Origin of the sequence: Acinetobacter sp. RUH 2624, assembly GCF_000162375.2 — a bacterium.
Lineage (GTDB): Bacteria > Pseudomonadota > Gammaproteobacteria > Pseudomonadales > Moraxellaceae > Acinetobacter > Acinetobacter nosocomialis.
Genome location: NZ_KI391939.1, coordinates 456,086 through 476,780, shown reverse-complemented (window position 1 = coordinate 476,780; position 20,695 = coordinate 456,086). Strand labels below are relative to the sequence as shown.

Sequence of the window (20,695 nt, the reverse complement as noted above, 5' to 3'; positions counted from 1 at the left end):
TCTATGTCAAACCGTCAAAGATTTATCGATAAGGTCGTGATTGTTACGGGTAGTGCCCAAGGCATTGGTCGTGGTGTGGCACTACAAGTTGCAGCTGAAGGTGGACAAGTCGTCATGGCTGACCGCTCTGAATATGTTGAAGACGTTCTCAAAGAAATTCAGCGTGCAGGTGGCGATGCTGTCACGATTAATGCTGACCTAGAAACCTATGCAGGCGCGCAAGCGGTAGTTGTAAAAGCCATTGAACACTATGGTCGGGTCGATGTCCTGATTAATAATGTAGGTGGCGCGATCTGGATGAAACCTTTTGAAGAGTTTTCCGAAGAAGAAATCATTAAGGAAGTGAATCGCTCATTGTTTCCAACTTTATGGTGCTGCCGCGCTGTGTTACCGACCATGATTAAGCAACAAGCGGGTGTTATTGTAAATGTATCTTCCATTGCAACCCGTGGTATTAATCGTATTCCCTACTCGGCATCTAAAGGTGGGGTAAATGCTTTAACAGCATCGCTTGCTTTTGAACATGCCAAAGACGGAATTCGAGTCAATGCCGTTGCGACGGGTGGAACCGAAGCACCGCCTCGCAAAGTACCACGTAATACCAACCCGTTAAGTCAAAATGAAAAAGACTGGATGCAACAAGTAGTTGATCAAACAAAAGATCGAACATTTATGGGCCGTTATGGCACAATTCAAGAACAAGTCAATGCAATTTTATTTCTTGCATCAGACGACGCATCGTATATGACGGGATCGGTCATTCCGGTCGGAGGTGGAGATCAGGGTTAATCCTGATCTTTTTATATGTTTGGGTAAATAACATGATTTGCATGGAGGCAATCACACATGGCAACCCTGTTCAAGACATTAAAAAATGACTGGTCCATATCAGCAACAGTTGCTGGCTTTCTTGCAGTTTTAATTTCTTACTCAGGCCCACTGATTATTTTTTTCCAAGCTGCTCAGCGTGCCCATGTGTCCACCGATATGATGGTGTCATGGATTTGGGGAATTTCAATTGGTGCTGCCGTTTCAGGTATTTATCTTTCGATTAAATATAAAACTCCTGTCATCACCGCGTGGTCTGCACCGGGCACTGCCCTGTTAGTTACCCTATTTCCCAATATCTCCTTGAATGAAGCAGTAGCCGCCTATATTACTTCTGCCATCGTTATTTTTTTAATTGGTATTACAGGTTACTTCGACAAATTACTAAAATGGATTCCGCAAGACGTCGCTGCGGGCATGATGGCAGGTATTCTTTTTCAGTTCGGTATTAACCTATTTACTGCATCTGATAGCATGCCTTTTATTGTATTTAGCATGCTCATTGTCTTTTTAATTGCCAAACGTTTAATGCCGCGCTACACCATGATTTGGGTGTTAGCTGCCGGAGTTTTATTAAGCCTTATTTTAGGCAAGATGAATCCGGTTGATGTAAGTTTTAATTTAGCAATCCCGCAGTGGATTAGCCCAGAATGGACTTGGAATTCAACACTCAATCTCGCCGTTCCTCTTATTTTAGTTAGTCTAACCGGCCAATTTTTACCGGGTATGGCGATTATGAAACTCAGCGGTTATGACACGCCAGCCAAACCCATTATTACGGCCACCAGTATTGCCTCGTTAGCCGTTGCCTGTGTCGGTGGTATTACCATTGTGCTTGCCTCAATTACCGCTGCTTTATGTATGGGTAAAGATGCACATGAACTGAAAGAAAAAAGATATATCGCAGGGATTGCCAACGGAATTTTTTATATTTTAGGAGGCTTATTTGCTGGCAGTATTGTCATGCTCTTTAGCTTACTACCTAAAGAGCTGGTGGCAGCACTGGCAGGTTTAGCTTTGTTAGGTGCTATTGCCACCAATATTTCTGTTGCCATGAAAAATGATGGTCAACGTGATGCTGCACTTATTACCTTTTTAGCTACCGCATCAGGTATGCATTTTCTTGGATTAAGTTCAGTTTTTTGGGGCATTTGTATTGGTGTAATCGCCCATTTCATTCTTACCCCACGCTCAAATCCAGCCACAAATTAAATTTTTATCTAAACGCCCAGCACTAAAATAAAGCTTCAAATGCCAAATCAGGATGCAAATAATCCGCTATTCCTGATTTGGCAATTTTCATTTAATATAAATTAAATTTCATTTTTAAGATGAGTTTCTAAAATAATTGACTTTAATATTTTTATTTATTTCCACTTCAACCCTTAATATAAATTTAGCTATATTTCTAGCTGTGATTCTCAGCAATAAAATCTGTAAAAAGATATCTATAAAAACCTTAAAATTCTCACAATATAATATTTGACCCCATTTTAAAAACAAAAGAAGCAACAACCAAAATTATTAAAATAAATTATAAATTTCAATATATTACTTTATTAAAAACACAATACCTTAAAGACATAAAGATATATCAATTAGGTTTTTGACTCTATTCCAATAACAAAATAGTTTATTAAAAAATAACGCGATGCTTCACAAATTGGAGGTGAAGAAAATGGATATGAGCAAGGTTAATATTAATGAGTTAATTGATAAAGCCCGTTTTACACCTTTTCATTGGAAAGTTTTAATCTGGTGCTTACTTATTATTATTTTTGATGGGTATGATTTAGTTATTTATGGGGTTGCTCTTCCTCTATTAATGCAGCAATGGTCGTTAACTGCTGTTGAAGCTGGTTTACTCGCCAGTGCCGCTCTATTCGGCATGATGTTTGGTGCCATGATTTTCGGCACACTTTCAGACAAACTTGGACGTAAAAAAACCATCCTGATTTGTGTCACCTTATTTAGCGGATTTACCTTTATAGGTGCCTTTGCCAAAGGACCAACTGAGTTTGCCATTTTGCGCTTTATTGCAGGTCTAGGAATTGGTGGCGTTATGCCAAACGTTGTAGCACTTATGACCGAATACGCACCGAAAAAAATCCGCAGTACATTGGTCGCAATCATGTTTAGCGGTTACGCAATTGGCGGCATGACATCAGCGCTACTTGGTGCATGGCTCGTGAAAGACATGGGCTGGCAAATCATGTTTTTAATTGCGGGTATTCCTCTTTTACTACTCCCGTTAATCTGGAAATTTTTGCCAGAGTCTCTCGCCTTTTTAGTGAAATCGAACCATAGCGAACAGGCAAAAAGTATTGTTTGTAAAATTGCGCCAGAAATGCAGGTAAACGCCAATACACAACTGGTGTTAAACGAAAGCACCACAACCGATGCCCCTGTCCGTGCGCTTTTCCAACAAGGTCGTACCTTCAGCACATTTATGTTCTGGATTGCTTTCTTTATGTGCTTACTCATGGTGTATGCCTTAGGAAGCTGGTTACCTAAACTCATGCTGCAAGCGGGCTACTCGTTAGGTGCAAGCATGTTATTCCTGTTTGCACTTAATATTGGCGGCATGGTCGGTGCAATTGGTGGCGGTGCTTTAGCGGACAGATTCCATCTAAAACCTGTCATTACCATTATGTTTATTGTGGGATCGGCAGCTTTAATTCTGCTTGGCATTAATAGTCCACAATTTATTTTATATAGCCTGATTGCGATTGCTGGTGCTGCCACAATTGGTTCTCAAATCTTACTCTACACTTTCGTTGCCCAGTTCTATCCGACGGCACTTCGTTCAACTGGCATGGGCTGGGCCTCTGGAATTGGCCGTATCGGTGCGATTATTGGACCAGTTTTAACTGGAGCGCTACTCACACTTGAGCTTCCTCACCAAATGAATTTCTTAGCAATTGCAATTCCGGGTGTGATTGCTGCACTTGCAATATTTATGGTCAATCTAAAAGCCTCTGTTACCGCACAAACGCCATCAACTTTTAACCCTCAAAACACGCTTACCCAGCAGTAAACACAAATGCGCCGAGGATTGGCGCATCTTTTTGGAAATGGATTATGGAATTATTACACCGCTTTAAACCATGTAATTTAGCAATAGCCACATTATTAGGTTTATTGACTAGCTCAAGTTTATGGGCAGCAGACACCACTCAACAAAGTGAAGATGAATGGAAGTTCACGCTAAAAAATGCCTATATCAACCGTAATTTTGACAATGACACTCTCAAAGACACAGGTAGCTGGTCTCAAGCAGCGTCATTATTTTATAAGTCAAAAATGCATGACACTCCACTAGTCATAGCAGATAAGCCTATAACCATTGGAGCTGATGCTTCTGTTCAATATGCCGTGCGTTTAAGTTCAGACAAACACGTTGCGGACACGGTTTTGCCTTTTAATAAAGAAACTCAATCACAAGCATCCGACTTTTTAAAATACGGTGCAACCTTAAAACTAGGCTATGACAAAACCCTTTTAAGTGTGGGTGAACTCTGGTTGGATTTACCTGTAACGGCTGTCGATGCCAGCCGACAATTACTTGCCTCTTATTGGGGAACCAATCTTAAGTCACAACTTTCAGATCAGCTTTATGCTGAAATTGGTCGGGTTGAAAAAGTGTCGCCACGAAATGAAGAGGATTTTAAAAAGTTTTCGTTCACTTCAAATGGCATTACCAAAGAATCTGATGGCCTGAACTACATTGACCTGCGCTATCAATTTACGCCGACACTCAAGGGTGAATATTACTTTGGTAATTTGGAAGATCTCTACAATAAACACTATGTAGGACTTGAGCATAATTGGAAACAACCTAATTTTGCCCTCACCTCTAAGTTTAAATACTTCAATGCAAAAAATGACGGTAATGCTTTTGATATTGATGCGCAAAACATTGGGGTATTAGAGACACTTAAAGTGAAAAATCATACCTTTGGTTTGGGGTACCAACAAATTATCGGCGAGTCGGCTTATCCCTTACCGGATGGCTTTTTACCAGAGACTTATTTCATTAACTGGAATGCCACGGGATTCTTTAAAAAAGAAGAAAAGTCTTACCACGTTATGTACGGCTACGACTTTAAAGATTACGTGCCGGGCTTAAACGCGATGGTGAAATATGTCTATGGCCATGACTTTAAAGCAGCCAATGGCGAGAAAAACCACGAAACCGAGTCGAATGTGATTTTAAACTATGCATTTCAGCAGCCTTTCTTAAAAGGTCTTGCCCTGCAATACATTCGAATTGATTACAACGTAAAACATGGCAATGACTTTGGTGAAGATCGTCTGTTTGTAAACTACACTAAAAAGTTTTAATCATTTTGATTTAACTTAAGCGGGCCACTTTTGGTCCGCTTTATTATTTTTGAGCCATAAAAAAACGCTCTTACGAGCGTTTTTTAATTAATCTAGTAACTTAAGCAACGTGCTTTTGTACAACAATCGAGCCTACTGAATAACCAGCGCCGAAAGATGAAATCACGCCATACTCACCATCATCTACTTCGTGGCCTGTACGGTGTAAAGCAATAATTACACCTGCTGAAGAGGTATTGGCAAACTCATCTAGAATAATTGGTGCACGGCTTAGATCTGCATCTTTACCAGCCACATATTTCAAGATTAATTCATTCATGTTGGCATTAGCTTGGTGTAACCAGAAACGCTTAATATCGTTTGCAGTTAACTGCATTTTTTCCAACTGGGCATTAATGATTTTTGCCACCAACGGACAAACATCTTTAAAGACTTTGCGGCCATCTTGACGGAATAACTTGTCGTCAACCACTGCATCTTCGCTACGGTTTAAGAAACCGAAGTTATTGCGAATGTTGTTTGAAAATTGAGTAAATAAATGAATATCTAAAATTTCAAAACCAGTTTTAGTAGTGGTTTCTTCAATAATAGAAGCGGTCGCAACATCACCAAAAATGAAGTGACAATCACGGTTACGGTAGTCTAGGTGACCAGATGTAATCTCGACATTCACCAATAAAACACGGCGAGCGCCTGAACGAATTGCATCTGCTGCTTGTTTCAAACCAAAAGTAGCAGCTGAACATGCCACGTTCATGTCATAGGCATAACCTTGAATACCAAGTGCCGACTGGATTTCAATTGCTACAGCCGGATAAGCGCGCTGCATATTTGAACATGCCAAAATCACAACATCGATATCTTCAACAGTTACCCCTGCATTTTCCATTGCCTGTTTTGCAGCAATTACACCCCATTCAGCTTGAAGTGAAAGTTCGTCATTTGAACGTTCAGACAAACGCGGACGTAAACGCGTTGGATCGAGGATACCTGATTTCTCAACAACGTAGCGGCGCTTAATACCAGAAGCTTTTTCAATAAATTCAGCACTAGAACCACGTAATTCTTCGAGTTCACCTGCTGCAATTTCCTCTGCATTCTCTTGGTTATATTGTTCCACATAAGCATTTAAACTGTCGGCCAGTTCTTCATTAGAAATGATTTCTGTTGGGTGAAATAACCCAGTACCTGTGATACGAATGCCCATGTAAAACTCCTAAAAAAATGAATAGGGTCTGTTAATCTTTCATTTATAAATTGCGTTGTAGGCTAAACAAACGCATAAACAAACCCCGATCTATCTTAACTGATTCCCAAACGATCCCATAACTTTTGCAGTCGAGTTGGTGAAATAGGCATCTTGGTTTTCATCGGCTGAGAAAATAAAGAAATGCGAAATTCTTCCAACATCAAATACAATTCTTTGATTCTTGGATCGTTTTTGAATTTAAATACCTTGTCCATCCATGGATCGACATCATCAATAGCGGCATGATCTCGCTGTAGATTATTTGGCAATCGATCTAAACGCAATAGCAGCGCTTTTAAATAACGCGGATATTCCTGCCAAAGATCGACTGGTTGGCAGTAAACAAAGTTACCAAGTGACATGAGATCTAACTGATCTTCAATATCATCAATACTGCGTCCAAACACATCCGGATCAAGTACTAAAAGCTGACGACGAATTTGCTGCCATTGAATGTAAATATCACTTAATTGCTCAAGTGCTTGCTGACCATAACTCAAAAATTGCTTTTTGACCTGATCTAGCAGCTTATTAAATTCATCAGCATTAATTGGCAAAGTTGTAATTGCCATTTGCAACGTAGCATAGACCAGCATCTGCTCAAGCTTAGCTTTATCACCCAAAGGTGAATATGCCAAAGCAAGCGGTTTTGAAATCTGCTTTTTCAACTGGCGAATCAAGTCACCTAGTTGCATATGGACCAGACGGATAATCCCTTCACGATGCTGCTTAATGGCTTCAGCCTGATCATTAAAGGTTTGTATAACCACACCGGACTCATCTTTCGCTTCAAGTTCAGCAAAAGTTTTGGTCGGTACTAAAGCTTGATATTGTTTAACAACAACACCTGTCACCTTTTGTGAAGCTTCAAAGGTAAAGTTTTCAGGGAAAGTTTTAAACTCGCCTTTTTGCTGTTTTACTGGACGATGAGTTTCAACACGACAGCGAGCTTTCAACTCAGCTAAATCACGGCCTTTGGCAATTAATTTACCTTTTTCATCAATGACCTTAATAAAAGGCACCAAATACGGATCTATTCGTTCAAATGAAAAATCTTTATCGGTAATTTGCTCACCGCGTAAAGCAAATGCAAGATAGCTAAAAATATGCTGTCGCAAATGTACCGCATCTATGCCCTGCATTAGCTTACGAGCTGTGTCAGGAATAGGCACTATATTACGACGTTTATCTTTTGGTAGAGCTTTTAATAGCGCTTCAATTAAATCTAAACGCCAGCCTGGAATACCCCAAGACCAGATGTTTTCATCCACTTGCGGCAATGCCTGTACCGGAATTTGAACCGTTGCTCCATCTTCATCATGACTTGGGTCAAATCGATATGTCGTTGCCAAACGTAACTGACCATTATGTAAATGATCAGGGAATTGCTGCGTGGTCGGACGATCATTGAGCCAAAGCGCATCATCTTCTACATATAAATAACGCGGATTTTTTGCTTCTACAGTTGCACGCCAATCTTCAAAACTACGACGACTCGCAATTTCTTCAGGAATTTTAGAGGCATAGAACTGATAAATCGTTTCTTCATCGACCACTAAATCGCGGCGACGCAATTTATCTTCAACTCGCTCTACTTCTTCAAGTTTAAGCAAGTTATGTTTTAAAAATGGTGGAACTGTCCCCAGATTTCCTGTGGTTAATGCATCACGTAAGAAAATCTCATGGGCAGCAGGTTGGTCAACTTTCTCAAAATTAACCAAACGCTTCGGTTCAATAATTAAACCAAACAATGAGATTTGTGCATAAGCATTTACAATACCGGCTTTTTTAGACCAATGCGGCTCGAAATAGTGATATTTCAATAAGTCGCGTGCAGCAAGTAAAATCCATTCAGGATCAATTTTTGCTAATGTACGCAAATAAACTTGAGATGTTTCCACCATCTCAAAAGCCATCACCCACGCAGTATTGGTTTTATGCAACGTACTCGCAGGGAAAACTTTAGCCTTTTGCTGACGCACTGCCATAAAGGTATTACGTTCATCAGTTTTATTGGCAATGAACGATAATAAACCAGTCAGCAACGCACGATGCAAGTTTTCATAATTTGCAGGTTTTTCATTAAAACTAAGTTTTAAACCTTCAGCCAGCTCAACTAACTGCTGGTGCGTCTGTTTCCATTCACGTAACCGTAACCAGCTTAAGAAATGCTGCTTAGCAAATTGACGACGCTTGTTTTCCGACATTCCTACTTCACCTTTAGGATTTAAAGTATCCCAAAGTTTTAAATAAAACAGAAAATCTGAATCTGCCTCTTTAAATAAGGCATGCTTTTGGTCAGCCTGCATCTGTTTATCAGCTGGGCGCTCACGTGGGTCTTGCACTGCAAGTGCACTCACCACCACCAAAATTTCCTTGAGCACACCAAAATGAGCACCGCCCACAATCATACGCGCGAGTCGAGGGTCAATCGGCATACGGGCCATCATTTGACCGACTTTAGTCAGTTCGTTTTTCTTCTCGTTTAGCGCACCTAATTCAATGAGTAGCTTACGACCATCATTAACTAGACGGAAATCTGGCGGCTCAATGAAATCGAAGTTTTCTAGCTCACCTAAGCCTAAGCTCTGCATTTGCAGAATTACCGATGCCAAATTGGTTCGCTTAATTTCAGGTTCGGTAAATTCGGGACGGCTTAAAAAATCTTCTTCGCTATATAAACGAATACACACACCCGGAGCAATACGACCACAACGCCCTTTACGTTGATTGGCCGCAGCCTGCGAAATTGCCTCAATTGGTAAGCGTTGCACACGTGAGCGGTAGTTATAACGAGATATACGTGCAAAACCGCTATCAATTACATAACGAATATTTGGAACAGTCAGCGCAGTTTCTGCAACGTTCGTGGCAATAATAATACGGCGGCCCTTTCCACTTGGGCTAAAAATCTTTTGTTGCTCGGAAACGGCTAAGCGTGCATACAAAGGTAAAATTTCGGTATGCCTTGGCCCATATTTTTGCAAAGTTTCCTGTAATTCTCGAATTTCTTGTTCAGTACTTGAGAAAATCAGAATATCTGCATGTTCTGGATGGCCTTTTTCTTCTGCATCGGCAAAGCATTCTTCTACAGCTTGTACGACGGCACGCGGAAGGTTTTCTTCAAAATCGTCGAACTCGTCATCATCACTACCGCCAATATTCATCTCTGAAATTGGGCGATAACGTACTTCGACCGGATAGCTACGACCTTCTACCTCAAAAATAGGCGCATCATTAAAGTAATTACTAAAACGATTTACATCTAAAGTTGCCGAGGTCACGATGACTTTTAAATCTGGGCGTTTTGGCAACAATTGCTTTAAATAGCCCATAATAAAATCAATATTGAGTGAGCGCTCGTGCGCTTCATCAATAATGATGGTGTCATATTTGGACAGAAAACGGTCATTGCCTAACTCGGCAAGTAAAATACCGTCAGTCATTAACCTTACAATCGAATCTTGTGAACCTTGTTCATTGAAACGGATTTTAAAACCAATTGACTCGCCAAGCTTTTCGCCGACTTCTTCTGCAATACGCTGAGAAACACTACGTGCAGCTAAACGACGTGGCTGCGTATGACCAATCATGCCCGTTAAGCCACGACCCGCTAACATGGCAATTTGAGGAAGCTGAGTAGTTTTACCCGAGCCTGTTTCACCTGCCACAATAATAACTTGATGCTTTTGAATCGCTTCAATTAAACGGTCAGCATATTGCGAAACAGGTAAATCCTGATTCAGTTTAATTTTAGGGAGACGTTCAAAACGCTGTCTAACTTTTGCATTAGACTGTTCAAATAATTTTTCAATCTCTGAAGTATCGGCTTTTTTATCTTTACGCAAACGATTTAAACGGTAACGATCTCTCGCCATCACCCATTGATCTATATTTAAACCATTCAGCACAGATAAATTTTCCTGAAAATTCAACAATCCTCTATTTTACGCTTTAATGCCCCTCAGGTAAAACAGTTGGTTTTTTATATATTTTTAATTTTTTAAAATTTTACCCTTGAATTTTATCTAGATAGACTTCATGTTGTTAGGCAAGTTTCTTTTACTATAACTGTCATTTGATTTACATGTTTTTGCAGTCAAATCGAATACAGTATTTGGGGACTTAAAAATCGGAAATTTTCCAATTATTCAATTTTCCGATTTTAGTCATGTAAAAATACTATTTCCCCAATAAAGAATTTTTATTTATTCTACATCTCGTAAACAAGTTTAAATATAAACCTCAATCATGGAGACAATGATGAGCTTGATTAATACTGAAGTTAAACCATTCCAAGCAACTGCTTACCACAACGGCCAATTTGTTGAAGTTAACGAAACTAACCTTAAAGGTAAATGGTCTGTTGTATTCTTCTATCCAGCTGACTTTACTTTCGTTTGTCCTACTGAGCTTGAAGACTTAGCTGACAACTATGCTGAATTCCAAAAATTAGGCGTGGAAATCTACGGTGTTTCTACTGACACTCACTTCACTCACAAAGCTTGGCACGACACTTCAGACGCGATCAAGAAAATTCAATACCCATTAGTTGGCGATCCAACTTGGACTCTTTCTAAAAACTTCGACGTTTTAATTGAGTCTGAAGGTTTAGCTGACCGTGGTACTTTCGTTATCGATCCAGAAGGTAAAATCCAAATCGTTGAAATCAACGCCGGCGGTATCGGTCGTGACGCATCTGAACTTCTTCGCAAAGTAAAAGCTGCTCAATACGTACACTCTCACCCAGGTGAAGTTTGCCCAGCTAAATGGAAAGAAGGTGAAGCTACTCTTGCTCCATCTATCGACCTAGTTGGTAAAATCTAATCTCTCTTAGATTTTAAAAACTCGAAGAACCATCCTTTATCGGATGGTTCTTTTGTTTTGAATAAGCACATCACATTTTCTACTGATACTTTTACAATTCTGCCCTTCCCCGTTACTTAAACATTGAGTAATGTCAAATAAACAACTGGTTAATTTTTGAGTAAGTTTGATATGAAATAAAGGGGTGCATTTATGGTGAATACAGCGGTCGTCACTTCATGGAAATATAATGCTACATCGCGTCATTTAAAAATCTTTTATAGCGACGGTTCTGGAGATCTATATCATCCTGTCCCTGAGTTTGTTTATGACAACTTATTACGTTCAACAGACAAAGCTGCTTTTGTACATAAATATTTAGAATTTAATTTGCACTTTACTCGACTTTCTTTGGTGATTGCCTCATAACAACTATAAAAAAGACCTGCTCAAAACAGGCCGCGACTGGAATATGAAATTATTTCAGTAAAACTATTTTGTGACCACTAAACATAAACCTGCACCTACAGGCAAAATACTACTCATAAAATCTGCATCCTTTTTAATCAAAGATAAAAAAGGATTTACTTCTGCTGCATGAGATATCACATTATCAACCACTAAAACACCACCTTTAGCCTTAATTAATCGTTTTAAATCTGGCCAATAACTTTCATATACATCACGTTCAGCATCTAACAAAATAAAATCGAATGTTTCTTTTGCCTCTTTTAAGTAATCGGCTGCATCTCCTACCCAAAATTGAACAATTTCACTGAGCTCTAACTCAGCTACATGGCGTTTTGCCTCTGCACTTCGTTTTTCATCGATTTCAACTGTGGTCACCTGCCCTTCCGTTGCCTGTGCAGCTTCAGCTAACCATAAAGTTGAATAACCTGTCGAAGTGCCAATTTCTAAAATAGTTTTGGCTTGCTGCATACGAATAAATTGTGAGAGTAATTTTGCAGACTCTACTTCAATATTGCGATATCGCTGTAAACGATCAGGCTGCTGTGAGTCATGCTGTTTAAAGGTGTCATATAAATCAGCAACTCTTTGTAAGAAAATAGTATTTGGCATCTATTTTACTCCTTCTTTATATGACAGCTGTTTTAGTTAAGTACTTTGGATTAATTTAAAACGCGGTACGACACTACCATCACTCATTTGGACGGTTTCAGTAAACATATCAAGTGGTCGAACCCAAGTTGAATAATCACCATATAAACATTGATAAATGACCAATTCCTCTTCAGTTTCACTGTGTTTTGCTACAGAAAAAACCTGATAGAGATTACCTTTATAATGCTGATAAATACCGCGTTGCAATGACATGAAACTACCTTTTAATGTTATGACATAAAATCTTTACAGCCATATAACATATATAAATTTTCAAACACTTTCACTTTAAAATACCGCAAAAGTAAAAATGAGATTGGGATTCTCTTTTTAATATTTTCAACTCATGCCTAAATCAAACAAACATTCAAAAAACCGATCAAATACATAAAAACATACTGTTTTACCTATTCATTGTTTTCACGTACTATGCATCTATTGAAAGAATTTGGATGCATTGGAGTAAAAACAGATGTTAGATCAAAACATTAAAACTCAATTAAAAGCTTACCTAGAACGTTTAGAAAGTCCAATCGAATTAGTTGCTGCTTTGGATGAATCAGATAAAGCTGCCCAAATTAAAGAATTAGTAACTGAAATCGCTGAGCTTTCTGAAAAAGTAACAGCCCGTTTTGACGGTAACAATACACGTCGTCCAAGCTTTGGTGTGGCTAAAGCAGGTGAACAACCGCGTGTGTTCTTTGCAGGCTTACCAATGGGACATGAGTTTACGTCTTTGATCTTGGCTCTGTTACAAGTGTCTGGCTATGCACCTAAAGTGTCGGATGAAGTTTTAAATCAAATTAAAGGCTTAAACCTAAAAGCTAACTTTGATGTATTCGTATCATTAAGCTGTCATAACTGTCCGGACGTGGTACAGGCGCTTAACCTGATTGCCATTTATAACCCGAACACTACAGCAACCATGATTGATGGTGCTTTCTTCCAAGACGAAGTGGAACAACGCAAAATCATGGCTGTGCCGATGGTATTTCAGGACAACGAACACATTGGTCAAGGTCGTATGACGCTTGAAGAGATTGTGGCAAAACTTGATACCAACTCGGCTGAAAAAGATGCAGCAGCACTCAATGCCAAAGATGCATTTGATGTATTGGTGATTGGTGGTGGACCTGCGGGTGCAACAGCAGCAATCTATGCAGCACGTAAAGGTATTAACACCGGTATTGTAGCTGAACGCTTTGGTGGTCAGGTCATGGATACCATGGACATTGAAAACTTCACTTCTGTGCAAAAGACTCAAGGTCCTAAGTTTGCAGCCGAGATGGAAGCACACGTTCGTGAATATGATGTTGATATCATGAACCTGCAACGTGTCAGCAAAATCACGGGTGCCAACCAAACAGCAAATGGTCTGGTTGAAGTTGAACTTGAAAACGGTGCAAAACTTGAATCGAAAACTGTGATCCTTTCAACAGGTGCACGTTGGAGAGAAATGAATGTACCGGGTGAAGCTGAATACCGTACCCGTGGTGTAGCGTACTGCCCGCACTGTGATGGTCCACTGTTCAAAGGTAAACGTGTTGCCGTGATTGGTGGTGGTAACTCAGGTGTGGAAGCGGCAATTGACCTTGCAGGTATTGTTGAGCATGTAACTCTGGTTGAGTTTGACACTAAACTTCGTGCAGACCAAGTGTTGCAAAACAAGTTAAACAGCTTGCCAAACACCACAGTAATTATGAATGCGTTAAGTACAGAAGTATTGGGTGACGGTTCACAAGTAACCGGTCTTAAATATAAAGACCGTGCGACTGATGAAGAGCATGTGGTAGAGCTTGCAGGGATCTTTGTACAGATTGGTTTATTACCAAACACTGACTTCTTAAAAGACAGTGAGGTTGAGTTAACCAACCGTGGCGAGATTATTGTCAATGACCGCAACGAAACCAATGTAAAAGGTGTATTCGCTGCAGGTGACTGTACAACTGTACCTTACAAACAAATCATTATTGCCACAGGTGAAGGCGCTAAAGCATCACTCTCTGCGTTTGATTACATCATCCGTTCTGGGCAATAAAACTGGTTAAATCCTGTTATTGAGCGAAAGCCTAGCATTGCAAAATGCTAGGCTTTTTTAATGTTGAAGTTACAACTTTTTAACAATTTTTGATCTTTATTAATCAGTTACTTTATGTTTATATTTTAGACATCCATAATTTTGGATGCCATGAATTAGAAGGAAAAACACAATGAATAAATTACTTGTTGCTTTAGGTCTTGCTGCGACTGTTGCCCTTGTTGGTTGTAATAAAGAGAAAGCTCCAGAAACTGGTGCGACTACAGGTGAACATTTAGAAAATGCTGCTAAACAAGCAACAGCAGATATTAAATCTGCTGGTGACAAAGCTGCGAGCGATATTGCAACTGCTACAGACAACGCTACAGCTAAGATTGATGCTGCTGCTGACCATGCTGCCGATACTACTGCAAATGCTGCTGCACAAACTGAAGCGACTGCGCGTAAAGCAACTGCTGATACAGCTCAAGCTGTTGAACATGCAGCTGCTGATGTAAAAGAAAAAGCTCAACACTAAGTTATATTCAATATTAAAAAAGCCCCTATTGATTAGGGGCTTTTTTAATGCATCTAAAAGCTTATGAAATTAAACCTTCATCACGCATCGCGATTTGTACAGATTGACGTTCTGCAACTTTATTACGTAGTGCAATAATATTTTTATATGGCGTTAGATCATGCTCAATTGAATTTGACCAATTTGTTAACACAAATAAGTATGCATCAGCTGGACCAAAATTATCATTTACCAAATAGTCATAATCTGACTCAGCCAGATAATTATCGATATATTTTAAAAGACGGTCTATTTCAGCGTAAGCTTTGGTTTTTTCTTCGCTTGTTAACGGTGCGCCAAAAAATACTGCATAGGCGTCATGTAATTCAGAGTTCAAATAACCCAACCATTCCAACACTTTCGCACGGCCTAAGCCTGAAGGAGGAATCAAATCTTGTTTAGGATCATGCTGAGCAAGAAACGGTAAAATCGCCACGTTTTCCGTCAAAATCAAACCTGGGTTAATTTCTAAAGCTGGTACATAGCCCTTTGGATTAATTTCGTAATAATCTGCACCTTTTTCTGTTTTATGTGTTTTTAAATTTACTCGTTCTAAATCAAAATCAACATTAATTTCATTTAAAATAATATGTGCAGCTAAAGAACATGCGCCTGGCGAATAATATAATTTCATATCTGATCCTTCTTATCTTACATTAACGTTTTAAATTGCTTCTAAAAAACCTGCAAGGTTTGTACAATTCCTTAATTGTAAAAAAGCGTAAATTTATAAATTACTTACACTACCTAATATTCTTGAAAAAGTTTGACCTTGCAAGTTGTCTTGCGTGACGATTGTTTAAAATATGATAAAACACATTCCTATCACGCATTTTTTACCGTTAATTACGTTTAAAAAGTTGGCTAATCCATTCCACTAATTGGTTTAGGAAATCCAAAATAGGATTTTTGTTGCCATTATCAGGATGACTTGAATCTTTACCATTTAAATCTAGATCGACAATGACAGGATCATGGTCCGAAGAACGATAAGCATCTTCACCATAAAACAGAGCCTTTTGCTCATCAGTTTTATATTCTTCGTTGTAATCTAGAACAGTTGGTTCATCTGCATTGATATGCCAAGCAAAAGTACGCACTACTTTTGGATATAAATCTGCATCGGCAATTGCATGGTCTAAGTTACCCGCTCCCCCATTACCATTTGCATCACTTGCCACACCAAACACATAGCTATATGCCTGAGCGCCTTGTCCAACCTTAGCATCATTGAGGAGAACCTTATAGTTAGCTTTTTCAAAAGCTAAAATTGGTGCTTCTTTTGCATAGCTATTCATATCTCCAACGAGTAAAGCATTTTGCTTAGGAACTTGAGTTGGATTTTTCGCTAGCCACTGCACAATTTGGTCAACTGCTTTCACACGGGTTGGATTCCAACATCCTTGACCATCATTTTGATCAGCGTCAGTAGAGTTCGCATCTACTCCAGTACAACCTTTTGACTTTAAATGGTTTGGAATAACGGTAAACGTTTTATTACCACGAACAGCTTGGAAAGTTTGTGCTAAGGTTGTTCGGTTTTTATCACCCAAATCAAGCACAACAGGTTTGTTTAAAGGCTTAACACGCTTGCTGTTATAAATAATCGCAACAGCAATAACATCGCCACCTAAACGATCCAAATTTTCAGGAATAACATATTTCCAATCAGGACCTAATGCACTGGTTAAATGAGCAATTGCGCTGTTTGGACCATAACCATTGTTTGCAATTTCCATCAAACCGTATACGTCAGCATCAATCGCTTTTAATGCACTCACAATTTTACGGTGCTGTTTATCAAACTCTGCTTGTGTGTTTGCACCACGCTCTGTTGGGAAACCTGTTGCACCATTGTCATAGTTCAAAACGTTAAATGAAGCTACACGAATATGATTGGCATTTTTTGTAATGACACTCTGGCGTGGATTTGTTTGAGTAACAACTTCTGGTTGCGTACGTCCAAGCACTGGCTGTACTCGCCAACCATTAAAACGATACTCTAAAATCCCTTCAACATTTTTAAGCTGATAGCCAGAACGCAATGTATTAGCAGCACTAAAATTTGTTGGTAACCATGGCGTACGGTTTTGATTGTTATAACCATCATCAAAGATAATTTTCGATAATAAATTTTTCTGAGCTAAAGCTTTTGCTTCTGGCGACAAGGCAGGATATAAGTTGGTTGGAATATATAAACGGCCTAAACTTAACGATAACTCACCATAACGACCATAATTATAGTTTTCACTCACCGTTAAAGTCTGAGGTAATTTAACCAACATTCCTTGATAGCGCTGTGGAGAATTGGTTGAACCGCCTGTTAAGCTGGTAAATGGTAACTCTAAACTAATTGGCTGAACCTGATTTGCCATATTAGTATTACAGGTCTGAATATCTTGTTGTAATTGGTCGATCTGTAGTTGATTTTGATAGCTTGTTAAACGACCACGTAAGATGACTTCATCACCAACTTGCCCACCTTTTACCATGCTGCTATTTGGTATATAAACAAAAATGGCATTGCTTACATTTGCACGTGCTTTAGTGTCAGGTGTTTGAACATAAAAGCCTGAAAAACCATTAGCATAACGATAGTCAGCAGTAATTACGCCACGTACTGTATAAGTTTGATTTTGTGTGGAAGATGCTAAATCGGCAATTGGTGTATCTGAGCTTGAACAACTGACCGTTTGCACAGGCGGTTGAGTAGTCGAACCCGATAGATTTGAGAAATCATTTCGGTTTGCCCATGCTGACCACGAGTGGTCCAAATCAAATGCTGCGGTTGGATCGATACTCAAAGCTGGGTTTTCCGTTTCAATACGCTTAAAACTATTTCCTAAACTTGAAACGGCTGTTCCCCAACCTGCCTCTGGTCGTTCACCAATACGCCCAAAACGATCGACAGGTGTGCCTTTATAAACCAGCACAACTGCATCATCACCATTAAAAGATAATGCAGCAACCTGATTTACTTTACTACCAAGCTCAGTTTGCAACTCTGAGCGACCTACTAAAAACTTCTGTTTACTTGGAAGCGTACCTTGTAAACGGAAAGTCGCTGTCTTTGCAGTGCCACCATTATTAAACTGTTGAATCTCATAATCGGCTAAGTTAACTGTAGTACCATCTGGGTTATAAATTTCTAAACCCTTTTTATTACTACTGCCATCAACATACTGACTAAACATAAGCTGCGCCTGAGCAACAGAGCTATATGAAAATGCACCAAATGCACTTAAAAAAACCGAAAGTGTTCTTAACTGAAAAGTTTTCATGAGTAAAATTGTTCATGTGAGTTTTAATTAGTCTCTTAGATTAAATATTGATCATGACATCTACATGAAGAAAAACACCGAAATATTTGACTTGACCACCTGAAGACTTAAAATACCGCATTTGAATTTCAATATTGCCAAGGTTATGTCGATCGATCAGTTAGAAACGCAAATTGCAGACTTAGACAATTTGCCTGAACACCGTGAAATTGTGACGTTTATGCGTCGTTCAGCACCACTTAATACGTCTCAACGCACGGCATTAGAACAACATCGCGATTTAATTTTGGAATATCCTGTTGGTGACTTACGTCAACACTTTGAATATCCAGAGCGCCCTTTAACTGTTGAAATCGGTTTTGGGATGGGCCGCTCTTTAGTTCTTATGGCTAAAGCAAATCCTGAACGCAACTATGTAGGCATTGAAGTACACGTACCTGGTATTGCCCAATGTTTATATGAAGCAGGTATAGCGGAACTTAAAAACTTACGTGTACTCGATGCAGACGCGATTCAAGTTTTACGTGAAATGCCAGACAACAGTATCAACTGCGTACAACTTTACTTCCCAGACCCTTGGCAAAAGAAACGTCATTTCAAACGCCGTTTTGTTATTCATGAGCGTATGCAACTGGTCGAACAGAAGCTTGAGCTTGGTGGTACCTTCCATGCAGCAACAGACTGGGAACCGTATGCAGAATGGATGCTTGATGTACTAGACAACCGTCCAAACCTTGAAAACTTGGCGGGTAAAGGCAATAGCTACCCTCGTCCAGACTGGCGCCCAGTGACTAAGTTTGAACGCCGTGGTATTGAGTCGGGTCATAAGATTAATGACTTTATCTTTAAAAAGATTAAGTAAATAATAAAAAAGGCTTAGTAATAAACTAGGCCTTTTCTTTTTAATATCAAAAATAAACATATATCTTATATATTCTATTTCCACTTATTAATTAATGATTGCCAATCTAAACGAATCTAGCTATTTATAGAGACTGGTACTTGCCATACTAAAAAATACTAAGGAAAACCCATGTTAAAAATTTTAGGGCGTGATAACTCCATTAATGTTCGCAAAGTCTTATGGCTGTGTGAAGAATTAAATCTTGAATATGAGAGAGAAGATTGGGGACGAGGCTTTCGCTCTGCTCAATCACCTGAATATTTACAATTAAATCCAAATGGTCAAATTCCTGTTGTTTTAGATGGCGATTTAGTCCTTTGGCAGTCCAACAGTATTATCCGTTATCTCGCCAATGCTTACGATAAAGAGCATAAGCTTTACCCTACTCAAGCAAAAGATAGGTTCTTTGTTGACCAGTGGCTTGATTGGCAAGCGATCGAGCTAAATAACAGCTGGACTTATACGATTATGTCTCTTCTTAGACATTCACCAGATCATCAAGACCCTAACTTATTGCAACAAGGTATTGAGAACTGGAATCATCATATGCAGATTCTTGACCAACAACTTGCAAAAACTCAAGCCTATGTTGCAGGTACTGAGTTTACTCTAGCGGATATTCCAATTGGTCTATCTGTACAACGCTGGAAGGCCACTCCTTTTGACCATCCAACACTTAAACATGTCGACCAATATTTTGAACTATTAAATCAGCGTGCTGGCTTCTTAAAATGGGGCAATAACGGCGAACCTTAATTTTTAAATAAGTTTTAAGCCGAGTGATGGCGCTTCACGATGCCATCACTTAAAAGTTGATAGACCTGTTTTAAGTCATCCCTATTTGCTTGAGTTAATAGACCCTCATGCATTGCCAAGATATTTTCATCTCCCCTTACCGCAGGCCCAGTTTGCATTTGTTTCGGATCATTTTCAGTGGCTTTTTTTGCTGTTTCTACCATTAATGGATAAAGCAAGCTAAAGTCGACTTGTTCTGCATCTACAATCTGTTTAGCCATATCAAAACAGTAGTTACTAAAATTACAAACAAATACAGCCGCCAAATGTAAAGTTAAACGCTGTTTTGAGGTGTATTGATATACTCGATTACTTAGGCTATTTGCTAAATCAGAAAGTATGACTAAATCGTTTTTATTAGTCGCCTCTACAAATAATGGTGTGGCTTGCCAATCGACGTCTCTTTCAAAACTAAAAGTCTGCAAAGGATAAAATACCCCAGCTTTTTTATGAATATTACTAATAACTTCAATATTGGTACTACCCGAAGTATGAACCATAAGCGTTTCTGGAAATAACGCGTGTACTTGCATTGCAAGTTCACTAATAGCACTGTCTGAAACAGCTAAAATAATTAAGTCACTCGCTTGAAACTCTTGAAGAAACTGACATGCTTTTGCTTGAATTTGTTCTGCAAATTTCTGGGTTTTCTCAAAATCACGCGCATAGACTTGTGCGATGTTATGCCCCTTAGCCAAAAGTGCCTTTGCCAAATGAAAAGCAAAACGGCCACTTCCTAACAAACTGATTTTCATACCAACCCAACAATATT

General features: G+C 39.2%; 17 protein-coding genes. 10 read left to right on the top strand and 7 right to left on the bottom strand.

Translation table 11 applies throughout. The annotated features are described in order from the left end of the window. Nucleotides 1-3 precede the first annotated feature (3 nt). From HMPREF0014_RS08880 to HMPREF0014_RS08865, 4 genes are all read left to right on the top strand, one after another. Entirely contained in the window at nt 4-789 is a 786-nt protein-coding gene (locus HMPREF0014_RS08880; protein ID WP_004888006.1) for a 1,6-dihydroxycyclohexa-2,4-diene-1-carboxylate dehydrogenase, read from the top strand. Nucleotides 790-846: 57 nt separating this feature from the next. Beyond that, nucleotides 847-2,040 (top strand): benzoate/H(+) symporter BenE, encoded by a 1,194-nt coding sequence (gene benE, locus HMPREF0014_RS08875; RefSeq protein ID WP_004709804.1) that lies wholly within the window; start codon nt 847-849, stop codon nt 2,038-2,040. A gap of 466 nt (nt 2,041-2,506) precedes the next feature. Then, on the top strand, nt 2,507-3,865 hold the full coding sequence (locus tag HMPREF0014_RS08870; protein ID WP_004888007.1) for an aromatic acid/H+ symport family MFS transporter: 1,359 nt from the start codon (nt 2,507-2,509) through the stop codon (nt 3,863-3,865). A gap of 44 nt (nt 3,866-3,909) precedes the next feature. Further along, a complete protein-coding gene (locus HMPREF0014_RS08865) occupies nt 3,910-5,172 on the top strand; it encodes an OprD family outer membrane porin (RefSeq protein WP_004888008.1) in 1,263 nt (420 codons plus the stop codon). Nucleotides 5,173-5,272: 100 nt separating this feature from the next. Here the strand turns inward: HMPREF0014_RS08865 and HMPREF0014_RS08860 are convergent, their stop codons facing one another. After that, nucleotides 5,273-6,379, bottom strand: a complete 1,107-nt coding sequence (locus HMPREF0014_RS08860) for a beta-ketoacyl-ACP synthase III (protein WP_004888009.1) — start codon at nt 6,377-6,379, stop codon at nt 5,273-5,275. 95 nt (nt 6,380-6,474) lie between these two features. Beyond that, complete coding sequence (gene hrpA / locus HMPREF0014_RS08855) at nt 6,475-10,332, bottom strand: ATP-dependent RNA helicase HrpA (protein ID WP_004888010.1); 3,858 nt, start codon at nt 10,330-10,332, stop codon at nt 6,475-6,477. A 352-nt stretch (nt 10,333-10,684) separates the two neighbouring features. Between hrpA and ahpC the strand changes: the two genes are divergently transcribed. Then, nucleotides 10,685-11,248: an alkyl hydroperoxide reductase subunit C gene (gene ahpC / locus HMPREF0014_RS08850; RefSeq protein ID WP_002049519.1), complete on the top strand. Its 564-nt coding sequence runs from the start codon at nt 10,685-10,687 to the stop codon at nt 11,246-11,248. Nucleotides 11,249-11,440: 192 nt separating this feature from the next. Continuing rightward, nucleotides 11,441-11,656, top strand: a complete 216-nt coding sequence (locus HMPREF0014_RS08845) for a KTSC domain-containing protein (protein WP_002049514.1) — start codon at nt 11,441-11,443, stop codon at nt 11,654-11,656. 63 nt (nt 11,657-11,719) lie between these two features. On the opposite strand, the gene HMPREF0014_RS08840 is transcribed toward HMPREF0014_RS08845, so the two are convergent. Together HMPREF0014_RS08840 and HMPREF0014_RS08835 are read right to left on the bottom strand one after the other, a co-directional pair. Continuing rightward, the gene (locus tag HMPREF0014_RS08840; protein ID WP_004888011.1) at nt 11,720-12,307 is read right to left on the bottom strand and encodes an O-methyltransferase; all 588 of its coding nucleotides are present in this window, start codon (nt 12,305-12,307) and stop codon (nt 11,720-11,722) included. 36 nt (nt 12,308-12,343) lie between these two features. Further along, nucleotides 12,344-12,562 carry a DUF1653 domain-containing protein gene (locus tag HMPREF0014_RS08835; protein ID WP_004888012.1) on the bottom strand — a complete coding sequence of 73 codons (219 nt, stop codon included), beginning with the start codon at nt 12,560-12,562 and terminating at the stop codon, nt 12,344-12,346. A gap of 259 nt (nt 12,563-12,821) precedes the next feature. Here HMPREF0014_RS08835 and ahpF point away from each other — a divergent pair, with 259 nt between their 5' ends. Both ahpF and HMPREF0014_RS08825 read left to right on the top strand, forming a co-directional pair. Next, nucleotides 12,822-14,387 carry an alkyl hydroperoxide reductase subunit F gene (gene ahpF / locus HMPREF0014_RS08830; RefSeq protein WP_004841771.1) on the top strand — a complete coding sequence of 522 codons (1,566 nt, stop codon included), beginning with the start codon at nt 12,822-12,824 and terminating at the stop codon, nt 14,385-14,387. 172 nt (nt 14,388-14,559) lie between these two features. Next, nucleotides 14,560-14,904, top strand: a complete 345-nt coding sequence (locus HMPREF0014_RS08825; protein ID WP_002156827.1) for a hypothetical protein — start codon at nt 14,560-14,562, stop codon at nt 14,902-14,904. 61 nt (nt 14,905-14,965) lie between these two features. On the opposite strand, the gene HMPREF0014_RS08820 is transcribed toward HMPREF0014_RS08825, so the two are convergent. Both HMPREF0014_RS08820 and HMPREF0014_RS08815 read right to left on the bottom strand, forming a co-directional pair. Continuing rightward, nucleotides 14,966-15,577: a glutathione binding-like protein gene (locus tag HMPREF0014_RS08820; protein WP_002156856.1), complete on the bottom strand. Its 612-nt coding sequence runs from the start codon at nt 15,575-15,577 to the stop codon at nt 14,966-14,968. Between the two features lie 208 nt (nt 15,578-15,785). Next, entirely contained in the window at nt 15,786-18,224 is a 2,439-nt protein-coding gene (locus HMPREF0014_RS08815; RefSeq protein WP_004888014.1) for an ExeM/NucH family extracellular endonuclease, read from the bottom strand. A 145-nt stretch (nt 18,225-18,369) separates the two neighbouring features. Between HMPREF0014_RS08815 and trmB the strand changes: the two genes are divergently transcribed. Next, nucleotides 18,370-19,086, top strand: coding sequence for a tRNA (guanosine(46)-N7)-methyltransferase TrmB (gene trmB, locus HMPREF0014_RS08810; RefSeq protein ID WP_004888016.1), 717 nt, complete (start codon nt 18,370-18,372; stop codon nt 19,084-19,086). 171 nt (nt 19,087-19,257) lie between these two features. Further along, nucleotides 19,258-19,884 (top strand): glutathione S-transferase, encoded by a 627-nt coding sequence (locus HMPREF0014_RS08805; RefSeq protein WP_004888018.1) that lies wholly within the window; start codon nt 19,258-19,260, stop codon nt 19,882-19,884. Nucleotides 19,885-19,898: 14 nt separating this feature from the next. On the opposite strand, the gene HMPREF0014_RS08800 is transcribed toward HMPREF0014_RS08805, so the two are convergent. Next, the gene (locus HMPREF0014_RS08800) at nt 19,899-20,678 is read right to left on the bottom strand and encodes a Rossmann-like and DUF2520 domain-containing protein (protein ID WP_006580758.1); all 780 of its coding nucleotides are present in this window, start codon (nt 20,676-20,678) and stop codon (nt 19,899-19,901) included. Nucleotides 20,679-20,695: the final 17 nt, after the last annotated feature.